Annotated in this window: 17 protein-coding genes; 8 read left to right on the forward strand and 9 right to left on the reverse strand. The window is 65.1% G+C overall.

Going from position 1 to position 21595, the window contains the following annotated elements; all coding sequences use genetic code 11:
- Positions 1-45: 45 nt before the first annotated feature.
- From mutL to AADX97_RS04255, 4 genes are all read right to left on the reverse strand, one after another.
- A complete protein-coding gene (gene mutL / locus AADX97_RS04240) occupies positions 46-1887 on the reverse strand; it encodes a DNA mismatch repair endonuclease MutL (protein WP_374232157.1) in 1842 nt (613 codons plus the stop codon).
- 283 nt (positions 1888-2170) lie between these two features.
- Positions 2171-3532: an N-acetylmuramoyl-L-alanine amidase gene (locus AADX97_RS04245; RefSeq protein WP_374232158.1), complete on the reverse strand. Its 1362-nt coding sequence runs from the start codon at positions 3530-3532 to the stop codon at positions 2171-2173.
- 76 nt (positions 3533-3608) lie between these two features.
- Positions 3609-4121: a tRNA (adenosine(37)-N6)-threonylcarbamoyltransferase complex ATPase subunit type 1 TsaE gene (gene tsaE, locus AADX97_RS04250; RefSeq protein ID WP_374232159.1), complete on the reverse strand. Its 513-nt coding sequence runs from the start codon at positions 4119-4121 to the stop codon at positions 3609-3611.
- Positions 4118-5629, reverse strand: coding sequence for an NAD(P)H-hydrate dehydratase (locus AADX97_RS04255; protein WP_374232160.1), 1512 nt, complete (start codon positions 5627-5629; stop codon positions 4118-4120). Before AADX97_RS04255 ends, tsaE begins: the two co-directional genes overlap by 4 nt.
- A 251-nt stretch (positions 5630-5880) precedes the next feature.
- Between AADX97_RS04255 and queG the strand changes: the two genes are divergently transcribed.
- Positions 5881-6927 carry a tRNA epoxyqueuosine(34) reductase QueG gene (gene queG, locus AADX97_RS04260; RefSeq protein WP_374232161.1) on the forward strand — a complete coding sequence of 349 codons (1047 nt, stop codon included), beginning with the start codon at positions 5881-5883 and terminating at the stop codon, positions 6925-6927.
- 186 nt (positions 6928-7113) lie between these two features.
- Here the strand turns inward: queG and orn are convergent, their stop codons facing one another.
- A complete protein-coding gene (orn, locus tag AADX97_RS04265; protein WP_374232266.1) occupies positions 7114-7662 on the reverse strand; it encodes an oligoribonuclease in 549 nt (182 codons plus the stop codon).
- Between the two features lie 207 nt (positions 7663-7869).
- On the opposite strand from orn, the gene AADX97_RS04270 reads away from it, so the two are divergent.
- The 4 genes from AADX97_RS04270 to AADX97_RS04285 all read left to right on the forward strand — a co-directional run bounded on the left by AADX97_RS04270 (position 7870) and on the right by AADX97_RS04285 (position 11189).
- Positions 7870-8163 (forward strand): cytochrome c, encoded by a 294-nt coding sequence (locus tag AADX97_RS04270; RefSeq protein ID WP_374232162.1) that lies wholly within the window; start codon positions 7870-7872, stop codon positions 8161-8163.
- 4 nt (positions 8164-8167) lie between these two features.
- Positions 8168-9181 carry a ribosome small subunit-dependent GTPase A gene (gene rsgA, locus AADX97_RS04275; protein ID WP_374232163.1) on the forward strand — a complete coding sequence of 338 codons (1014 nt, stop codon included), beginning with the start codon at positions 8168-8170 and terminating at the stop codon, positions 9179-9181.
- Between the two features lie 226 nt (positions 9182-9407).
- Positions 9408-9899: an EVE domain-containing protein gene (locus AADX97_RS04280; protein ID WP_374232164.1), complete on the forward strand. Its 492-nt coding sequence runs from the start codon at positions 9408-9410 to the stop codon at positions 9897-9899.
- 273 nt (positions 9900-10172) lie between these two features.
- Positions 10173-11189: an AAA family ATPase gene (locus AADX97_RS04285; RefSeq protein ID WP_374232165.1), complete on the forward strand. Its 1017-nt coding sequence runs from the start codon at positions 10173-10175 to the stop codon at positions 11187-11189.
- A 201-nt stretch (positions 11190-11390) separates the two neighbouring features.
- Here AADX97_RS04285 and AADX97_RS04290 read toward each other — a convergent pair whose 3' ends face one another.
- The 4 genes from AADX97_RS04290 to AADX97_RS04305 all read right to left on the reverse strand — a co-directional run bounded on the left by AADX97_RS04290 (position 11391) and on the right by AADX97_RS04305 (position 17180).
- The gene (locus tag AADX97_RS04290; protein ID WP_374232166.1) at positions 11391-11747 is read right to left on the reverse strand and encodes a hypothetical protein; all 357 of its coding nucleotides are present in this window, start codon (positions 11745-11747) and stop codon (positions 11391-11393) included.
- 105 nt (positions 11748-11852) lie between these two features.
- Positions 11853-13151 carry an adenosylmethionine--8-amino-7-oxononanoate transaminase gene (gene bioA, locus AADX97_RS04295; protein ID WP_374232167.1) on the reverse strand — a complete coding sequence of 433 codons (1299 nt, stop codon included), beginning with the start codon at positions 13149-13151 and terminating at the stop codon, positions 11853-11855.
- A 193-nt stretch (positions 13152-13344) separates the two neighbouring features.
- A complete protein-coding gene (locus AADX97_RS04300; protein ID WP_374232168.1) occupies positions 13345-14778 on the reverse strand; it encodes a GTPase/DUF3482 domain-containing protein in 1434 nt (477 codons plus the stop codon).
- A complete protein-coding gene (locus AADX97_RS04305; RefSeq protein ID WP_374232169.1) occupies positions 14778-17180 on the reverse strand; it encodes a DUF2868 domain-containing protein in 2403 nt (800 codons plus the stop codon). Before AADX97_RS04305 ends, AADX97_RS04300 begins: the two co-directional genes overlap by 1 nt.
- Positions 17181-17550: 370 nt before the next feature.
- Between AADX97_RS04305 and AADX97_RS04310 the strand changes: the two genes are divergently transcribed.
- The 3 genes from AADX97_RS04310 (at position 17551) to gnd (ending at position 21487) form a co-directional block, all read left to right on the forward strand.
- Positions 17551-17922, forward strand: a complete 372-nt coding sequence (locus AADX97_RS04310; protein ID WP_374232170.1) for a hypothetical protein — start codon at positions 17551-17553, stop codon at positions 17920-17922.
- A gap of 248 nt (positions 17923-18170) precedes the next feature.
- Complete coding sequence (gene glgX / locus AADX97_RS04315) at positions 18171-20243, forward strand: glycogen debranching protein GlgX (RefSeq protein WP_374232171.1); 2073 nt, start codon at positions 18171-18173, stop codon at positions 20241-20243.
- A 227-nt stretch (positions 20244-20470) separates the two neighbouring features.
- The gene (gene gnd / locus AADX97_RS04320) at positions 20471-21487 is read left to right on the forward strand and encodes a phosphogluconate dehydrogenase (NAD(+)-dependent, decarboxylating) (RefSeq protein WP_374232172.1); all 1017 of its coding nucleotides are present in this window, start codon (positions 20471-20473) and stop codon (positions 21485-21487) included.
- The last annotated feature ends 108 nt before the right edge of the window (positions 21488-21595 follow it).

Here is a 21595-nt window from a genome sequence, read left to right on the forward strand (position 1 = left end):
GCAGCGGGTCCGTCTGATGAGTCGGTCAAAAGATGTGCCCCTCGATCAGCGCCCGCGCGAGAACCAACGATCGAGCTCGTCGTAACCCACGCGGATCCAGGTCGGACGGCCGTGGTTGCATTGGTCGATCCGCTCGGCATGCTCCATGTCGCGAAGCAATCCGTTCATCTCCTCCAGGGTCAGGCGTCGATTGGCCCGCACGGCACCATGACAGGCCATGGTGGAAAGGACCGCGTTGACGGCCTCGTCGAGTCGGGCGCTGCTGCCGTGGACGGCCAGATCCGAGAGAAGATCGCGCACCAAGCCCTCGTGATCGGCCTGTCGCAACAGTGCCGGGACCTCCCGCACCACCAAGGTGCCGGAATCGATGCGGTCGATGACCAAGCCCAGCGCGGCCAGGTCATCGGCCCGGGATGCGATCAGCTCGGCCTCGCGCGGAGCCACCGAGACGGGCACCGGGACCAGCAGCGGCTGGCGAATCACCGCGCCGGAGCGCCAGCTCGCCTTTAACCGCTCGTAGCCGATCCGCTCGTGGGCCGCATGCATATCGACGATGATCAGGCCGTCGGGGGTTTGGGCCAAGAGATAGACCCCGTTGATCTGTGCGACGGCGTAACCGAGCGGGTGCGCCCCGCCGTCGTCTCGGTTTGCGCCGTCCGCCGCGACGTCGATCCGGTCCCCCGCAGGCGGCGGTTGCTGAAACGCCAGATCGGCACGCAAACGCTCGGCATACCCGCCCCGCCCGTCGCCGACGCCCAGCGGCAGGTGCAGGGTGGGCCCCGAAACGCCCCCGAGACGGGCTTCCGGCTCGTCCTCGGCCCGCGGCAGCCGACCCGGCACGAACGCGCTCGCCATCTCGGCCGTTGACTGCGGCTCGCCGAGCACCCCGGCCGAGAGACGCCGCTGAAGCACCCGAAAGATGAAGTCGTGGACCTGCCGACCTTCCCGGAAGCGCACCTCGTGCTTGGACGGATGGACATTGCAGTCGACCGTTCGTGCGGGCAACTCCAGGAACAACAGATAGGCGGGATGCCGACCGTGATGGAGCAGATCGCTGAAGGCTTGGCGCACCGCGTGGCTCACCAGTTTGTCGCGCACCATGCGGCCGTTGACGTAGAAGAACTGCTGATCGGCCTGACTACGGGAGAACGCCGGACGCACCACCCAACCCCACAGGCGCAGATCCACGGCCTCCTCGTCCAGGGTCAAGGCGTGCTCGGCGAAGGCGCCTCCGAGCAAGGTCGCGAGACGGGCGCGCTGCCCCGCATCGTCGGCCGCGGCCGGCAGGTCGTAGACCGTCCTGCCATTGTGACGCAACTGGAAGTCGATCTCGGGCCGCGCCAAGGCGATGCGCCTCACCACCTGCTCCAGATGGCCGAGCTCGGTCTTCTCGGTGCGCAGAAACTTGCGACGTGCCGGGGTGTTGTAGAAGAGATCCTGGACATCCACGCTGGTCCCGGGCGGATGCGCCGCCGGACGCGGCTCGTCCAAGACCCCGTCGCTGCCGACCGTGACCTCGAGGGCCGTCGGCTCGTCGCGGCTGCGCGAGATCAAACGCAAGCGGCTCACCGAGGCGATGCTCGGCAATGCCTCGCCACGGAACCCCAGGGTAGAGACCGCCTCCAGATCGCTCAAATCGGCGACCTTGCTGGTGGCATGACGCGAGAGCGCCAGCACCAACTCATCCGGCGGGATGCCGCGCCCGTCGTCACGCACACGCAGCCGCTTGATGCCCCCGCGCTCCACGTCGATCTCCACGCGCGTGCACCCGGCATCGAGACTGTTCTCGATCAGCTCCTTGGCGACCGAGGCCGGACGCTCGACGACCTCGCCTGCGGCGATCTGGTTGACGAGATGACTGGAGAGGATACGGATCGGCTTGGACATGCGCGGATGGGAACAGAAGCGCGGGGCGCGAGCAAGGGGAGCTTCCGGTAGCCTGCGGCGTGCCTCCTGCCTCCTGCCTCCTGCCTCCTGCCTCCTGCTATCAGCTATCAGCTGTCAGCTGTCAGCTATTAGCCGTAGGTTGTGCTGACGACAGGAGGCACAACTTGCGCCGACTGTTCATTGTGCCTCGCACGGCTCGGCACAACCTACGGCGGACAGTTGATGGTTGATGGCTGATAGCTGATAGCTAAAGGCTGGCGGCTGGCGGATGGAAGGTCCCGGCTCACGAATCCTCCGGAATCGCCAACACCTGCCCGACCCGGATCATGTCGTCGTTCAGGCCGTTGCGGGCCCTCAAGGCCGAGATGCTCACGCTGTGCCGCTTGGCGATCCCGGACAGGGTATCGCCCGGACCGATGACGTATTCGCGCCCGCCTCCGCCGCCCTGCGGAGAGGCATCGACAAGCATCCCGCGAGGCGGATACTTGCGAAAGTACCCCAGCACGCCGGCCAAAATCGCCTCGGCGAGCTCCCGCTGGTGACCACGATCGCGCAGCCGCTTTTCATCGTCGGGGTTGCTGATGAAGGCGGTCTCGACCAAGATCGAGGGCACGTCCGGCGCCTTGAGGACAGCGAACCCACCGCGCTGGACATCGCCGCGATGGACCACGCCCACTCGACCGAGATTGGCGAGGACCATGGCCGCGGCCTCGGTGCTGTGCTCGATGGTCGCGTTCTGCGTCATGTCCATGAGTACGTTTGCCAGTAGATCGTCGCCGGTCGAGAAATCGACGCCACCGATCTGATCCGCACTGTTCTCGCGATTCGCCAGCCATTTCGCCGCCTCGCTGCTCGCCCCGCCGTAGGACAGGGTGTAGACCGAGGAGCCTTTGGCTTTCGCGTTGGAGAAGGCATCGGCATGGATCGAAACGAAAAGATCGGCCTGTCCCTCGCGCGCGATCGCGATGCGTTCCCGCAGCCCGACATAGTAATCGCCGTCGCGAATCATCAGCGCCTCGAGCCCCGGCTCGCGGTCGACGAGCTTGGCGAGCTCACGCGCGACCGCAAGGGTAACGTCCTTCTCCAGGGTTCCTGCAGCACCGATGGCCCCGGGATCCTCGCCGCCGTGACCGGCGTCGATGGCGATCATAATGGACGACCCGCGACCAGGCCGCTTCTCCCCTTTGCGAAGAGCCGAATTCGGAAATGAGGGAAGCGCGACGCGTCGGACACTCGAACCGTCCTTCGGCGTCAGATCGATCACCAGCCGATGTCCGTAGCGCTCGTTCGGGCTCAGCGCAAAGCTCTTGGCCTGTACCGGCTGTTTGAGATCCAGGACGAGACGCAGATGCGATCCGCCCCGCACGCCGCCGCGCAGGCCGATGAGGACGGCATCCCCGAGATCGACCTTCGGTAGATGACTCTGCATGGCGGCATCGTCGAGGTCGATGACGAGACGATCCGGCTCGTCCAGCGGGAAGATCCGGTGTGTGATCGCCGAGGAGGTCTCGAAGACCAACCGGGTCTTCTCCGGATCCGTCCAGACCCGCGTACCCTGCACCGACGCCTGCTCCGCGCAGACGCACTGCGCCGAAACCGTAAGCAAGAGGAGAAGAAGCGGAGAGATCAGCCTATTCACGAGCACGGCCTTCCGGTTGCTCCCGATCCGATCGATCGTGCGTTGAACGATAACATACCGAGCAACGGCTTTCCATGCTGCATCATCGGATTACATCCGACTTCTCAGGCGATGCGCAACGCGCCGAGTCCGCGGAACCGCGCCCGGCCAGCGCCTCCAGCACGGACTCTCCCGACGCCGTCCGGGCCGAGAGAAACAGATGTCGGCCGTTCGGGACGTATGCGATCGCGATGACGAGATCGGGCGGCGGCAGCATCCCGAGACCGCGCTCGGGCCACTCCACCATCCAGACGGCATCCTCGGCGAGCAGATCGCGCAGACCCAGATACTCGAGCTCCTGCGGATCTCCGAGGCGATAGAGATCAAGATGATAGAGCCGCCGCTCCCCGATCTCGTAGGGTTCGAGCAGGGTGTAGGTCGGGCTACGCACGGCACCGCCATGACCGAGCCCCGCGAGAACACCCCGGGTCAGGGTCGTTTTGCCGGTCCCGAGATCACCCTCGAGATAGACGATCAGACACGGCGGCAAGAGCGCCGCGAGCCGCGCCCCGAAGGCGAGTTGCGCCTCGGGATCGGGCAGCCATTGCTCGATCATGAGTCCTCCTGCACTGCGGTCACGCGATTGGCCACCGGGCGAAGGGCGTCGATGATATCGCTCGCAATGAGCCCGCGCTCGCCCATCCGCGCGGCCCGATCACCTGCGGCCGCGTGCAGACAGACGCCGGCACAGGCGGCCTCCTCCGCATCGAGACCCTGAGCGCGCAGGGCGCCGATGATCCCGGTCAAGACATCTCCGGAGCCGGCGGTCGCCATCCCGGGGTTGCCGTCGCTGCAGACCGCAAGCGGGCGCGCCGGATCGCTCCGGATCAGGGTCCCCGCGCCTTTCAGGACGACGACACCGCCGTAGCGACCCTGCAGCGCGTGCACGGCGGCCGGACGATCCTGCTCGATCTGCGCAACGCCGGTCCCGAGCAGGCGCGCCGCCTCGCCCGGGTGTGGTGTCAGCACCCAATCCGGCCCCGAGCGGGGGGCCTCGGCGAGGAGGTTCAAGGCGTCGGCATCGACGACCGTCGGCATGCCGAGGCCAAGCACGTCAGTCCAAAGATTGCGGCCCCACGCCTCGCGACCCAAACCGGGGCCGATCGCGACGACATCGGCCCGCGCGATTAGGGGAGCGAGGTCGGCCGAGGTCTCGACCGACGACACCATCAGCTCGGGACGCGAGAGATTCAGCCAAGCGGCATGTGCCGGATGCGTGGCGATCGTGACCAATCCGGCACCGGCCCGCAGTGCGGCCTCGCCCGAGAGACGCACGGCACCGGACAGGCCGGGTGCGCCGCCGATCACCAGCAGGTGTCCGAAGGTGCCCTTGTGCGCGGTGCGGGGACGTCGCCCGAAACGCGCCGACTGCTGTTCCCAGTCGATGCGCCGCGCCGAGGCCACCTCGCCGGAATAGACCCGGGCCGGGATCGACAGCGCGCTGAAACGGATCGCGCCGCAGTACTCGGGTCCGGCCCCGATGAAGAGACCTTGCTTGAGTCCGATGAAGCTGACCGTGACATCCGCACGCACCGCCCCTCCCATGACCTGCCCGGTATCGGCATGCAGACCCGACGGGATGTCGACGGCGAGCACCGGCGCGCGCTGGTGGTCGAGGGCCTGAATCGCCTCGGCCCAGAGCCCCTCGACCGGCCGTTCCAGCCCGGTCCCGAGAACGGCATCGACCAGGACATCCGAGCGCCGCGGCAGTCCCCGATAAGGCTCGATCGTCCCACCCGCGTCGCGCCAGGCATCGCGACTGATGGCCGCATCGCCCGTCACACGCTGCGGATCTCCGAGCTGCAGCAGGCGCACGCCCAGACCTTCGGCCCGCGCCAAGCGCGCGATCACATAGCCGTCTCCGCCGTTGTTGCCGACACCGACGAGCACCGTGAGATCGCGCGCATCGGGCCAACGTTCACGCAGGATCCGATAGGCGACCTCCCCGGCCCGGTTCATCAGCGCGATACCCGGGATGCCGTGCTGCTCGATCGCGCAGCGGTCGAGGCTACGCACCTGCTCGGCGCGATAGAGCGCATGCGGCAGGCGATCGCGGTCGGGCATCGGGTTAATCCGCGTAGGGGATGACATGTGATGCTCCCGCGCGGGCTCGATTGCAGGCGACGCAAGCGACATCGCGCAGGACGCGGATCACGTCGATAAAGCTGAATATCGTCAGACGATCGGCGTTCATGGATCCCGATGTGGTTGATGGGTTTGCTCGATGGCGCCATCCCCGAACAAAGCGTTCGAGTCGGCTCAGGATGCGGTCTATCCTTCGGGAATCCGCAATCGCCGAGGCACGACGATCCCGAATGATTCCGCCCGCCGAGCTTGTCGCCCGCATCAAGCGCCGGGGTTTGGAGCTCGGCTTCCAACAGGTCGGGATCACCGACACCGACCTTGCGTCGGCCGAGTCGCGCCTGCTGAGCTGGCTGGCCGAAGGCCGTCACGGCACCATGGATTACATGGCCCGACACGGGCTGAAGCGCTCGCGCCCGGCCGAGCTGGTGCCCGGCACGGTTCGGGTGATCTCGGTGCGGATGGACTATCTGCCCGAGTCGCACCAAGCGATGCAGGCCGCGCTCGAGGAGCCGCCGCGCGCCTTCATCTCGCGCTACGCACTGGGCCGCGACTATCACAAGCTGCTCAGACGGCGACTGCAACGCCTCGCCGAGCATATCCTCGCCGAAATCGGCCCCTTCGGCTACCGGGTCTTCGTCGACTCCGCGCCCGTCTTGGAGAAACCCTTGGCCGCGAAGGCCGGGCTCGGCTGGATCGGCAAGCATACCAACCTCGTCCACCCCAAGGCCGGCTCCTGGTTCTTCCTCGGCGAGATTTACACCGATCTCGCACTGCCGATCGATACCCCGATTGCCGATCACTGCGGCCGCTGTCGGGCCTGCATCGAGGTCTGTCCGACCCGTGCGATCGTCGCGCCCTACGCGCTGGATGCCCGCTTATGCATCTCCTACCTGACGATCGAGCACGCCGGAAGCATCCCGGAGCCGCTCCGCCCGCTGATGGGCAACCGCATCTACGGCTGCGACGACTGTCAGTTGGTCTGTCCCTGGAATCGCTTCGCGCGGCTCGCCGCAGAGCCGGATTTTCAAGCACGCCACGGACTGGATACGGCCTCGCTGGTCGAGGTCTTCGGCTGGGACGAGTCGACCTTTCTCGACCGAACGCAAGGCTCCGCGATCCGTCGCATCGGCCACATCCGCTGGCTGCGAAACATCGCCGTCGCGCTCGGCAACGCACCCTCCTCACCCGAGGTCAAACAGGCCCTGAGCGCCCGTGCAGACCATCCCGACGCCCTGATTCGGGAGCATGTCGGCTGGGCGCTCCGGTGGATCGGTTAAACCGCGTCCAGAGCGACATGCGTCGTTTTCATTGTGCGTTTGGCTTCGGAGATATCCTCGATCCCGGTGAGACGCGGTTTAGAATTTGATTTTTTGAATACTTTAAACCGCGCCAGCTCCGACAGTCATCGGAGCTGACGCGGCCAATCCACTCCACCACATGACGCATACAGCACCGGGCGCGATTTAAACCGCCCGCAAAAGATGCGTGCGATAATGTTTCAGCTCGTCGATCGACTCGCGGATATCGTCGAGGGCTAGGTGTCGCGATTCTTTCTTGAAGGCACTCGCCACGTCGGGCGCCCAGCGTTGCGCGAGGATCTTGAGCGTGCTCACGTCCAGATTTCGATAGTGGCAGTAGGCCTCGAGCTTCGGCATCCAGAGCGCGAGGAAGCGCCGGTCCTGACAGATGCTGTTTCCGCACAAGGGCGAGGCGCCGGCCGGGACGAAATCCGCGAGGAAGCGCAGGGTCGTCGATTCGGCATGGGATACGCTCTGCGTGCTCGCGCGTACCCGATCGAGCAGGCCGGAGCGGCCGTGATGGTCGCGATTCCAGTCGTCCATGCCCGCAAGAACGGCCTCGGGCTGATGGATCGCAACGACGGGACCCTCGGCCAGGATGCGAAGATCGCTGTCGGTGATCATGGTCGCGATCTCGAGGATGCGATCGGTCGCGGGGTCGAGCCCCGTCATCTCGAGATCGAGCCAGATCAGATTATTCTCGTTCTTGGTCAAATGCCTGCTCTCCTGCAATCCGTCAACGGGTAAGCCGACCGCCTGGTCTAACACGGCGGTCGACACCATGATCGGGTAGGGTAGCGGCCTTCCCGCCTGCTGGCGACCCTTGAACCTGTCCGGCGAGACATTGGCGGAATCGAGCAGAATGCCGCAGACGGCCGAAATCGCCTTGTTGTTTTCCAACAATCCTCCGGAGTCTCTTTCATGAAGATCCAGTCCATACTCCTTGGCGTGACCACAGCCGCGCTTCTCGGCCTCGGTTCGGTCGCGGCACAGGCGCAACCCAGCGAGAACGCCGGGGAGCTCTACGAAGAAAACTGTCTGAGCTGCCACGGCAGCGAGATCTACACGCGCGAGGGGCGCATGGTCACCTCGATCGACGGACTCGAGCGTCAGGTACAACGCTGCGAGACCGCGCTCGGGCTGCGGTGGTTCGATGAAGACATCAAGGACGTGGCCGCCTATCTAAATCATCACTTCTACAGTTTCGAGCGCTGAGCCGGTGACGAAACGGCGGCTGTCCGGACGCCAGATCGAGCGGATCCAAACCATCCAGGACCGCCGCCGCCAGCGCCTCGCCTCGCGCGTTGACAACGCCTTATCCGAGATCGAAGGCGAGCCGCTGCCTACGGAGGGCCGGGTGGTCGTCCGACACGGTGCCAATCTGGCGGTCGAGGACGCCGACGGCGACATCACCCATTGTCTGTCGCGTCAGAACATCGGTCATCCGGTCTGCGGGGATCGCGTGGTCTGGCAACGCACCGCGGACAACCAAGGTGTTGTCACCGCCATCCTGACGCGGCAAACCCTGCTGAGTCGCCCCGACTTCGGCGGTCGCGACAAGCCATTGGCGGCCAATCTGACGCGCCTGGTGATCCTGATCGCCCCGCGGCCGGAGCCGAGCGACTATCTGATCGATCAGTATCTGGTTGCGGCGGAGACCATGGGTGTCCAGGCCATCATCGTGGCCAACAAGATGGACCTGCTCGACGCGACCGAGCGTGCGGCGTTTCAGGAGCGCTTCGCCCACTATGCGGCGATCGGTTATCCCCTCCTCTGGACCAGTCTGCGCGAACCGGACACCCTGACTGCACTCTTCGGCCATCTCAGCGGGCAAACGAGCATCCTGGTGGGCCAGTCCGGCGTCGGCAAATCATCCTTGGTCAAAGTGCTGCTGCCGGACCGCGAGATCCAGATCGGTCGACTTTCCAAGGCGACCGGACTCGGCCGCCACACCACCTCGGCGGCCACCTGCTATCGGTTGCCCGCCGACGGCGCCTTGATCGACTCGCCCGGAGTGCGCAGCTTCCGCACCGGCCCGCTCGACCGCGATGCCCTGCAACAAGGGTTTTGCGACCTCCGCCCCTACATCGGACACTGCCGATTCGCCGACTGCCGACATGACCAGGAGCCCGACTGCGCCATCCACGGCGCCGTCGCAGCGGGCCTAATCGACCCGCGGCGACTCGCCAACTTCAAACATCTGCTGGCGGAAGCGGAGCAGGCACGCACTTAAACCGCGCCCGGTGCGGTATGCGATGTTTTTGGGTGGGGTCGGCCCCGGCAGATTTGACGACCGCTGGAGCCTGCGCGGTTTAAGAGATTAAAAAATGGATGGTTTTGAACCGCGTCCCCGCTACAAGCTGCGGATGCACCAAACGTCGAACTCACGCGAAAGTGAGCATCTCGCTCTGGACGCGGTTTAAGCCCCGTCACGCGATGCCCAATCAGGACACGACAGGATGAGCTATTGGCTGATGAAATCCGAGCCGGACGCCTTCGGTCTCGACGACTTGGCCGCACGCCCCGACCGGACCGAGCCCTGGGACGGGGTGCGCAACTATCAGGCCCGCAACATGCTGCGCGACGCGATGCGTCCGGGCGACCACATCCTCTTCTATCACTCCAACTGTGCCGTGCCGGGCGTGGTCGGAATCGCCGAGGTGGCAAGCGAGGCCTATCCCGACAGCACCGCCTTCGATCCGGAGGCCAAGTATTTCGACCCCAAGAGCGATCCGGAAAAACCGCGGTGGTATCTGGTGGAGGTCCGGTACGTGCGCCATTTGAAACGCACCATCTCGCTCGCCGAGCTCAAGGCGCACGCCGAGGGTGCGCTCGCCGGCTTTCCGCTCGTGCGCAACGGTAATCGGCTCTCCGTCATGCCGGTCACGCCCGAGCAATGGGACTTCATCCTCGGTCTGGAGTCCGAGGCCGAAGCCGAAGCGGGTTCTTAGTTGATTTCCGGGAAAGGATCTACCGGCAGAGCCGAAACCAAGAAAAGTGGTCGAAGGCTCTACTCGTTGTCGTTGTCGTTGTCGCAATCGGATTCCGGACGAACACGACAACGACAACAAAAATTTCTGGGACGGTTTGCTCAAAACTTGCGGCTTAAGGGACTCGATGCCTTCCAGGCATGCGCAGTCGGGGTGCCTATTCTTGGAAATCACCTTATCTATGAAGATGGTTCGGCTAAGAATCCAGTCGGTTTCGCGCCGTCGAGGTCCGCCATGCACCGCCGTAAACTGCCGATCGGGATCCAGACCTTCGCCAAGATTCGGGAGGATGATTTTTATTATGTCGACAAGACCGCCTTCATCCGCCAGTTGGTCGACGAGGGCAGCCAGTATTTCCTGTCGCGCCCGCGGCGCTTCGGCAAGTCGCTGCTGATCGATACCCTCGCGGAGCTCTTCGCCGGCAACGAGCCCTTGTTTCGAGGGCTCGCGATCCATCCGCATTGGGACTGGACAACCCCTTATCCGGTCATTCGGATCAGCTTCGGCGGGGGTGTGGTGCGCGATCGCGTCGAGCTCGATCAGCGGATCCTGGATCTCTTGTCCCGCAACCAACGCGCGCTTGGCCTGGCCTGTCGCGACAACACGGACGTCGTGGGTTGTTTTGCCGAGTTGCTCGCGCTGGCCCATGCCGCCACCGGCAAACGCGCCGTGGTGCTGGTGGACGAATACGACAAGCCGATCCTCGACAACCTGAGCGACGCGAAGACCGCGCGTGAGCTCCGCGACGGACTGCGCGATCTCTATTCGGTCATCAAGGACAACGACGCCCTCCTGAAAGGCTTGATGGGCGACCCCATGCAGGCCGATCGGGCCGTCAGTCGGCTCTACGACGTGCTCGTCGCCGGCGACTTCGCGGCCTTGCGCGCCCATCTCGAAAGCCTCTTCGCGTCTATCCCCTATCCCTGGCACACCGGCAATCCGATCGCCCGTTTCGAGGGCTACTATGCGAGCGTCTTCTACAGCCATCTGGCCGCGCTGGGCTTGGACCTAACCCCGGAGGAGACGAGCAGCCAAGGCCGTATCGACCTGACCCTGAAGTTCAACGACTGCATCTGGCTGTTTGAATTCAAAGTCGTCGAGCTGGTACCGGACGGGCGAGCGCTCCAACAAATCAAGGACCGCGGCTACGCGGATAAATACCGCGCCCTGGGTCAGCCAATCCACCAGATCGGGATCGAATTCAGTCGCGAGCGCTGCGCACTGGTCGGCTTCGAGGTGGAAACGCTGTGAATCTCCGGCCGCGGATGGCGATCTGCGCGGTCGCCCGCGGTGTGTGATCCACGCCATGCGAACGGACTTCGGGCGATCTCCGAAAAATTCCCTACCCGTAGGTTGTACTGACGATAGGAAGCACAACGGCCGCCGGCAGGGAGCGTTCCGGTGCGCAGCTCGGCATAACGGTTTCCGGAATTCGCCTCAAAGGCGCCCGGATCACATCAATCGGACGACGGATGCCTGCTGCAGCCCGAGCGCCTGCTGGCCCAGCTTGAGTGCCTGCTCGGCGAAGGCGTCCAGATCGCCCCAGCGATCGTCCGTATCCACCACCTCCGACATGACCTCGCCGACGATACCGAGCCGGTAGGCGCCGTCGGCACGCTCGGCGGGCGGGCTTGGCTCGACACAGACATAGAAGACGGGCTCGCGTTGCCCTTGGGGCACAAAGGCAAGGATGTATCGATAGGCACGGCCGTCGCCGCTCTCGATCTCGCCGAGCAGCGAGGCGCTGTGGCTGCCGATCTGATAGCGGCGTTTCGGGATGGCGGTCTTGATGACTGGGCGGTCTTGCATGGCACGGCTCCTGATGCATGTCGAATCTGGCGCGGTTTCGTCGCTCTGTCCTGCACGTGGGGACGTTCGGGCGGCAACGCAGGCCGAAGCAGCTGCGGTTCTGCACTATCCAGATGACTCCACCGCCATCTCCCCGAGGACGGACACGACCGATGCGCAGAGCATCGCAAGCTCCTCGTCGGTGACGATGTAGGGCGGCATCAGATAGACGAGTCGGCCGAACGGGCGCACCCAAACCCCGCGCGCGACGAAACGGCGCTGGATCTCGCGCATGGACACGGGCGCGCACATCTCGACCACGCCGATCGCGCCGAGCACGCGCACCTCGGCCACACCCGGAAGGTCCCGGCAGCCCGCCAGTCCGGCGCCGAGACCGCGTTCGATCCGCGCGATGTTGGCCCGCCAGTCGGAGGCCAGCAGGAGCTCGATGCTGGCATTGGCGATCGCGCAGGCGAGCGGATTGCCCATGAAGGTCGGGCCGTGCATAAAGACGCGGGGGTCGCCCGAGGAGATAGTCCGGGCGACCCGATCGGTCGCGAGCGTCGCGGCGAGCGTGAGATAACCGCCGGTCAGGGCCTTGCCGAGTGTCATGATGTCCGGGGCGATGCCCGCATGCTCGCAGGCGAAGAGCGCGCCGGTGCGGCCGAAGCCGGTCGCGATCTCGTCGGCGATCAGGAGCACCTCGAAGCGGTCGCAGAGCCGGCGAACCTCCGCGAGATAGTCCGCGCTGTAGAAGCGCATGCCCCCGGCACCCTGCACGATCGGCTCAAGGATGACCGCGGCCAGCTCCGCGTGATACCGCTCGATCAAGGCCGCAAACTCGGCGATCTGCTCGGGCCGACAGGGTTCGTCGAACCGGCACGCGGGAGCCGGAGCAAAGACCTGCTCGGGCAACACCCGGCTGAAGAGGTGGTGCATCCCGGTGACGGGATCGCAGACCGACATGGCCCCTTGGGTATCCCCGTGATAGCCCGAGCGGATCGTCATGAGCCGGTGCCGCTCGGGTCGCCCGGCGGCCTGCTGGTACTGGATAGCCATCTTGATGGCGACCTCGACCGAGACGGATCCCGAGTCGCAGAGAAAGACGTGCTGCAGCGACTCCGGAGTCAGCTTCACCAGGGTGTCGACCAAGCGCACAGCCGGCTCGTGTGTCAGCCCGCCGAACATGATGTGCGACATGACGTCGAGCTGATCGCGCGCCGCCTGATTCAGGACCGGATGGTTGTAGCCGTGGATGGCGCACCACCAAGAGGACATGCCGTCGATCAGCTCGCGGCCGTCCATGAGCCGGATCCGACAACCCAAAGCCGAGCGCACCGCATAGACCGGATCGCGATCGATCGTGGAGGTGTAGGGATGCCAGGCGTGGGCCCGGTCGATCCCGAGCAGCTCGTCCTCTGTCATTCTAAACCGCGTCCAGAGCGACCAGCGTCATTTTCATGTTGTGTCGGACTCAAGGATCTTTCCGATCTTTGTCGTAACGCGGTTTAGAATTGAGTATTTTTTAATACTTTAAACCGCGCCAGCTCCGAACAGTTGTCGGAGCTGACGCGGCCAAGCCAGCCCAACGAACGATGCGGATCGCACCGGGCGCGGTTTAAAGATCCGCACGACTGTCGATCTCGCTCACCGCCAGCCCGTGTAGGATGCCTCTGATAATGGCGCGACATTCTTCCTCGCGCTCGGACTTGCCCTTCCTGGCCGCGTTGAAGAACCGCGCCAGGTCGCGCTGCTGCGCGGCGGGCAGCTCCTCGGTGAACCCGGCACGGCGGATTTCCTTCTCGGGAACCTTATCGGGTGCGTCTTCCTCCGCGGCCTGACGACCGTGCGACCAGTTCATGGCCCGCGCACTGTAGAGCACGATGCGATCCAGGAGGACGAAGGGGAAGCGTGGATTGTGAACGGGCCCGACCGTGAAACGCTGCGTCCCCGAGGCGCGCTCGATGTTCAGTTTGGCCAGTGCCTTGCTCCCGACGAACCCCAGGACGCCGCCGGTTGCCGCACCGATCAGCGCGCCGGCTCCGAAGGTATGCCCGGCTGTCGAGAGGTCGATGGTCGCTCCCGAGGCCGCGCCGGCCGCCATGCCGACCAGTGCAAGCTGTCGTTTGGACAGACCGAGCGCCTGACTCACCTCCTCCGAAAGCAGATCCTTGCCGAGGATCGAATCCGGGGGCATGTGCCAGACATGATGGCGAAAATTCGCGCGGATCTGCTCCTGCGCATTCGTCTCGAGCTGGCGCAGCCCGTCTTCGAACGCCCTGGTCACCTCCTCCTTGACACGCTCGCGGCCGCTCTCGAAGACCAGCTTGCCCTCCTTCACGGTCTTGGACGCCTTGTAGGTGAGCGCCTCCTTGAGCAGATCCAGGATGGTGGTGACGGCCTGATCGGTGCGCCGGTTCCAGTCGTGCTCGAAGGCATGGATGGCCTCCTCGACGAGCGGCTCCCAACGCTGATCGATGCTCTTGAGCGCCTGCAACAACCGCACGCGCTCGCCGTAGGTGGCGCGATGGGCGTTGAAGTCGCGCACCGAGTTGAACGCCTTAACGAGCGCATCGCGCCACTGGGTCATGTAGCGCGTGTTGTTGGTGAGGTTGTTGAGGATCGCCATGCGCGGGCGGGCGGTCAGACGCAGCAGCTCGATCTCGACCCGATCCTTCTCCTTGATGCGCTTGGAGCCATCGACCACCAGGATGATGGCCGCACCCTCGGCAACCGGCTCGAGGAGCTCGCAGTCGTGCGTAAAGAGGGGGTCGGCCCGATGCGCGGCCACGAATGCCCGCGCCAGCTCGCGCTTGCCGCTTTGGGCTTGAAACCATTCCAGGATCGCGTTGGGATTCTGAAAGCCAGGGGTATCGATGAACTCGATCACCGGCCGCCCGTCGATGATGACCGGGTAGACGTTCGACTCGGTCGTGGTGCCTGCACGTTTGTCGATCTGAATCAGGTCGTTTTCGGTGAGGGTCGCGACCACGGAGGACTTACCGGCATTCGGGTGTCCCATGATCGCCAGTCTTGGAATCTTCCCGGACATCAGTCGTCTCCATCCTCGTGCGGGGGCGCAAGCATCTCCAAGCGCAGATAGGGGTCGGCCATCTGATCGATCTTGCGTTGCCAGTCCGTGTAGTCGAACGGGCGCATCGGCGGCAGACGGTCGTCGTCGGTCGGATCGCCGACCAAGGCGAGCATGATCTGGGCGCGTGTCCCCGCCGCGACGCGCAGCTCGCGCAGGAAGCGCAGGCTCTCCGTGATCGGGGGCTGCGAGCCGTCCTCGATCACGACCACCCGAGGCGGCGGCGCCTGCCAGTCGCCGCGATCGAGGAGACCGAGCGCATCGTCGGTCATTGCGCTGCCGGCGCCTACGGTCGCCGTCGCCGCAACCCGCCATCCGCAGAGGTGCATCAGCATCTGCTCCAGACGCGGGCGGTCCTCGTCCTCGAGGATGTCGTCGACGTCGACGTGCAGCAGAAGCAAACAGGCGTCGGGGGCAAAGCTGGCGACGTGCGCGAGTGTCGACGTCGGTGGTGTCGGAGCGGCGACCGCCGGCGTCGGGGCCGTCTCGGGGGGTAGCGTCGGCGTCTCTGCGATCCGTGGCTGGGCCGTGGGGTGCGCAGGCGGCTTAGCCGACGGCCTCTCCGGACCCTTCAAGTCCGATCTCTTCGAAACCGCAGGCTGTGCCTTCGCCTGCTTCGGCTCGGCTCGCGGCGTTGCGGGGACCGCAGGCGCCGCGGGCCCGGCTTCCGTCTCGGCGGACTTTTGCTCGGCCTGTTCGGCCGTTGGCACGGGCTCGGGGATCACCGGTGCAGCGGGCCCGAGCTCCGGCACCGCTGGCCGCTCGGGCTCGGGCTCGGGCTCGGGCTTGGCCTGACGAACCGATGGCGCGGCAGTGCGGTCGGTCTGACTTGAACCGGACGTCGCGACGACACCCTCCGCAACAACCGAAATTGCGTCGTCGCGAACCGTCGAGGACGCCTCGGCCTCGCGGGGCTGCGCCGGTTGCTGCTTGGGCTCCGGTGCAGGAGACGCTTTCCCAGCATCGACAGGCGCGTACACCTGCGCAGGCGCGAGCGGAGGTGGCGGAGCCGGGGTCGGCGCCGCGTCCCCCGGCTCGACCCATCGAACCAGTCCATTGCGCCAAGGACGCGCCGAGGTGGTCGGGGTCGCCTCGGCCGGGCCATCCGGTCCCGCGGGACGCGGCTTGCGCGAGGTCGACACGGTCGGGATCGGCATCTCGGCGCCCCTCTCGCCGCCCGGGCGTCCCCCGCTCGGCGTCGTATCGAGGCGCGGCGAGAGCATGCGGGCATAGAGCGCCTGGGTGCGGCTGTGCGTGAAGGGCAGGCGCGCCAGGATCAGGCGCCGGGCCAGAACGGACCCACCCCACAGCATTAACCTCGGCAGAAGCCCGTAGGTCGTGACGGCCAGGACGAGGAACGAGCCCCAGGATCGCAGATGCACGGGATCAGGTTTGAAGGTGGGCGTGGCGCTCGCCCAGTGCTCGAGAAAGATGCGCGAGCCGGCCACTTGCTCCAGGCTCGGGTAGCCGATGCCCTCTCCGAGCAGCCAGCTCCAAGGCAGCGCGATCAGTCGGGTCATGTCGAAGATCGTCTGCGGATGGACGTTCAGGGTCGAGCCCCAGCCGAAGGCCAGGTCAGTGAACCATTCCAGCAGCAGGGTGGTCAGGATGACACCGATATTGAAGGCAACCCCGAAGATCTGGGCCGGAATCAGCAACGGCAGATAGGCGACCGGGCCATAGACCGCGTACTGCGATTTGAGAAGCCCCTGCCGGGCACGCGCCTGATCCTGAATCTCGGCCGCAGTATGACCGATGCGTTGGCGCTGAAGCCAGCTCGCAGCCTTGGCAACGAGCGGACGTACGACGTGCGTCAGGATGCCCGGCGCCGCGCCCGCGCCGCGCCCGCGCGCCTTGCGCAGCCCCCAGGCCGTGACGAGCGAAGCCACGAGCAGAAACTGCACGATGACCAACAGAAACAGATACCAGGAAACGCTGACCGGGCGGGTTCCGTCGTAGCTGAGCAGCGCGGAGGCCACGCCGATGCCGAGGATGAATCCGACGACCGCGAGCAGCAGGGTGACCAGACGCTCGGCGCTACCGAACGCCGCTCCCGGCAGGACCCCGCGCATCTCCGGAAGCTCTGCATTACGGCGTGCCGCCAGCCATCGGCGCAGGCTAAAGCGCCGATGTGCAGGGGTGTGCGGCGGCTGATCGCCGATCTCGGGCGCGATCGCGTCGAGGTAGAGCGAGCGATCGCGCTCGGCTAGGGTCTTGCGCGCCGACGGCTGCTCGCGCAGCTCGCGCTCGTCGGCATCCAAGTAATACTCGAAGTCGATCAGATCGGCGACCGTCCAGTCGCGCGCCTCATCGGACGCCGCGTGGACTTGGGTCGAATCGGCCGGATGATGTTTGAAATCCATAGGGATGCGTCAAGACTCCTCGGTGCTGGTCCCTCGGTGCTCTTCAGGCACCCCTCGATGCGTGTTTCGGCGGCCTGTTGCCGGCGCCTGGAGCCGACGCACCGAGCTTGACGGAGTGCTCGGACGCGACCGGTCGGTCATTCTTATCCCTAATCTCAACTCGGGTCGAGCGCAACGGCGGCCGACCATTGCTCGAAATATCCCACAGTCCGGCCTTCAATTCACGTCCACGACGTCGCTGCCCGAGCACATATCCTCCGCCGCGGGCGAGCGGCGCGCTCGTCATCCCGTCCAATCCCGTGCAATCCGTGCAAACAGGTGCCCGAGCATGGCATCATCGGGGCTCCTCGGTGACTCACCGGAGCATGCCATGACACGCAATTCGAGCCCCGCCATACCGCGCCTCGCGGTCCTCGCCGCAGCACTCGTCGCCGGCGGCGCATTCCTGTACATGGTGAAACTGATGCACGACATCTCCGGGAATGTCGCCCTGATGGCGGGCGAGATGGCATCCATGTCGGCCGACATGGGCCGGATGCGTCAGGACATGACCTCGCTCGCCCGAGACGTTTCCACCATGGGCCAACAGGTCGCCACCCTGCCCGCGATCGCCGAGGATATGGGTCGGATGCGCGTCGGCATGGAGCGTCTCTCGGGCATCGTCGGCGGAGGCGACCAGCTCCCCGTAGTCAACCCGATGGGCGTGATTCAGCAGATGATCCCCGGCAGCGACCGGCGCTAAACCGCGTCCAGAGCGACATGCTAACTTTCGAGTGAGCTCGGAGTTTGGCGCATCTACGGGCCTTTGCGGGGACGCGGTTTAAAATAGTATATTTTTTATTGTCTTAAACCGCGCCGGCTCCAGCAGTCGTCAAATCTGCCGGGGCCGATCCCATCCAAAAACATCGCATACGGCGCTGGGCGCGGTTTAGACATCGATCGGCGTCCCATCGGGCGACGTCCGGATGGCCTCACGTCAGGAGAACGACGATGGCAAGATACTCGGTTCAACCCGGCGGCTGGGACAACGCCGGGGCCAGGGCGACGGATGGCGGGGTGAACTTCTGCATCTTCTCGCGCTATGCCGAGCAGATCGAGCTGCTGCTCTTCGAGACGGCAGCCAGTCCCGAGCCCTACGAGATCATCGCGCTGGATCGGCAGGTCAATCGAACCTTCTTCTTCTGGCACATCTTCGTCGAAGGTCTGGGCGAGGGAGTCTTCTACAACTGGCGCATCCAGGGTGCCTGCGACACCCGCGAAATCGGGTGTCGAATCGATTGCGAGAAGGCGCTCCTCGACCCCTGGGCCGTCACGGTCGATGATCGGCTATGGAATCGCGAGAACGCCTGCCGCCCCGGCGACAACGTCGCCACCGCGATCCGCGCACAGGTGGTGCGCGACCGCTACGACTGGGAGGGCGACACGCCCCTGCACATCCCCCTGAACGCCGCGGTCATTTACGAGATGCACGCCGGCGGCTTTACGCGCCATCCCTCGTCCGGGGTCGCACATCCCGGCACCTTCGGTGCCGTGATCGAAAAAATCCCCTATCTGAAGGACCTCGGGATCACCCATGTCGAGCTGATGCCGATCATGGCCTTCGATCCCCAAGACGTCCCGCCGAAGACTGCGGCCATGGGCCTCGAGAACTATTGGGGCTACAGCACCCACAGTTTCTTTGCGCCGCATCCCGGTTTCGCGCTCGATCCGTCGCGCGCCCGCGACGAGTTTCGCGATCTGATCAAGGCCCTGCACCGAGCCGGCATCGGCGTGATCCTGGATGTCGTCTTCAACCACACCGCCGAGGGCGGCAACAGCGGCCCGACGATCAGTTTCAAAGGGATCGGCAACGAGGTCTTCTATCATCTGGATTTCTCCGATCGGCGCATCTATCGCGACTACACCGGCTGCGGCAACACGGTGAACTGCAACCATCCGATCGTCACGCGTTTTCTCATCGATGCCCTACTCTACTGGGTCCGGCAGATGCATGTGGACGGCTTCCGTTTCGATCTGGCCAGCGCCTTGGCGCGCGGCGAGGACGGCCATCCCCAGTATCACGCGCCGATCCTCTGGGCGACCGAGCTTTCACCTGCGCTCGGTCGTTCACATATCATCGCCGAGGCTTGGGACGCGGCGGGGCTGTATCAGGTCGGCGACTTTCCCGGATTTCGGTGGGCGGAGTGGAACGGACGCTATCGCGATCTGATGCGCAGCTTCGTCAAGGGCGATTTTGGCGTGATCGCCGAGGTGGCGACTCGGATGGCCGGCTCGAGCGATTTGTATCAGAACCGCGGGCGGCTGCCGAGCAATTCAATCAACTTCATCACCTGCCACGACGGATTCACCCTCTGGGATCTGGTGAGCTACAACCGCAAGCACAACGAGGCCAACGGCGAGGACAACCGCGACGGCCACAACGACAATCTGAGCTGGAACTGCGGCGTCGAAGGCCCGACCGACGACCCCGCGATCCTCGCATTGCGTCGACGCCAGGCCCGCAACTTCATCGCCATTCTGATGCTGAGCCAGGGTGTGCCCATGGTGCGATCCGGCGACGAGGTGCTGCAGAGCAAACAGGGCAACAACAACAGTTACTGCCAGAATAATGCCATCTCCTGGTTCGACTGGAGCCTGCTCGAGGACAACTGCGGAATGCACGACTTCGTCCGGCGCATGATCGCCTTTCGCCAGCGCCATCCGACCCTGCATCGCAGCCGGTTCTTGACCGGCGAGCCCGCAAGCGGTCATTCGTGGCCGGATATCGCCTGGCATGGGGTGGGACTCGCTTCCCCGGAGTGGGACGATCCCGCAGCGCAATCCTTGGCCTTCACGCTCGCCGGGATCACCGTCGACGAGCCGCCTCTGCACGTCATGCTCAACATGGGAAAGGTGCCGTTGGAGTTTGCCGTTCCGCGGATCGACGGCTGGTCCTGGCACCTGGCGATCGACACGAACCGCGAACCCTCGATCATGGATCGTTCCGATTCGAGCCTGTCGTCCGGGTCGCGTGTCCCGGTCGGACAGCGCAGCCTGATGGTGCTCGAAGGCCGCGCCGCCTAAACCGCGTCCGGAGCGAGATGCTCATTGTCGAATGCGCTCGACGTTTGGTGAATCCACGCCCCTCAGCGGGGACGCGGTTTAAAACAACATATTTTTTAATATCTTAAACCGCGCCGACTCCGACGGTCGTCACGTCTGTTCGGGCCGATCCCATCCAACAACATCGCATACCGCGCCGGGCGCGGTTTAATCTCCGACCCTTCATCCGCCAACAGGGGAAACGCCTCATGCAACTCGCAATGATCGGCCTCGGCCGAATGGGCGCCAACATGGTGCTTCGACTCATGCGCGCCGGACATCGGTGTGTCGTCTATGATCGGGATCCCGCCGCAGTCGCGGCGCTGGTGTCCGAAGGCGCTGTCGGCGCGCAGGACATGGCCGATCTCTGCGCCAAGCTCGAAGCACCTCGCAATATTTGGATCATGGTCCCGGCAGCCGTCGTGGACCGCGTTATCGACGACCTGATCCCCCATCTCGCCGCCGACGACACCATCATCGACGGCGGCAACTCGAACTACCGCGACGACATCGCCCACGCGAAGCGCCTCGCATCCAAGGGGATCCACTTCGTCGACTGCGGGACGAGCGGAGGCGTCTGGGGTCTGGAGCGCGGCTACTGCCTGATGATCGGCGGGGAGGACGAGGCGGTCGAGCGGCTCGATCCCGTCTTCGCCGCCCTCTCGCCCGGCCCGGGCGAGATCGAGCGCACAGCCGGTCGGAGCGGCGACTTCAGCCGCTCCGAGCAAGGCTATCTGCACTGCGGCCCCAACGGTGCAGGCCATTTCGTGAAGATGGTTCACAACGGCGTCGAGTATGCCCTGATGGCCGCGTACGCCGAAGGCTTCAACATCCTCAAGCACGCAGGGGTCGGGCTGGATGAGCACACAGTGGATGCCGAGACCGCGCCGCTGGCCAATCCCGAGCATTATCAGTACCGCATTGACGTCGGCGAGGTCGCCGAGGTCTGGCGTCGCGGCAGCGTGGTCGCCTCCTGGCTTCTGGATCTGACGGCGACGGCGCTGCGCGCGGACCCGCAGCTCGAAGGATTCGGCGGTCGCGTCTCGGACTCGGGCGAGGGCCGTTGGACCTGCCTCGCGGCGATCGAGACCGGCACACCGGCGCCCTTGCTCACCACAGCACTCTTCGAGCGCTTCAGCTCGCGCGGCGAGGCGGATTTCGCCAATCAGATCCTCTCGGCGATGCGCTATCAGTTCGGCGGTCATCACGAGAAGCCCGAACGTTAAACCGCGCCCAGCGGGGTATGCGATGTTTTTGGATGGGGTCGGCCCCGGCAGACTTGACAAACGTTGGAGCCGGCGCGGTTTAACTTGAAGAAAAAAAGGAGAGATCCC

It is taken from the genome of Thiocapsa sp. C2-2m (assembly GCF_041903745.1).
Taxonomy (GTDB): Bacteria; Pseudomonadota; Gammaproteobacteria; order Chromatiales; family Chromatiaceae; genus Thiocapsa; species Thiocapsa roseilacustris.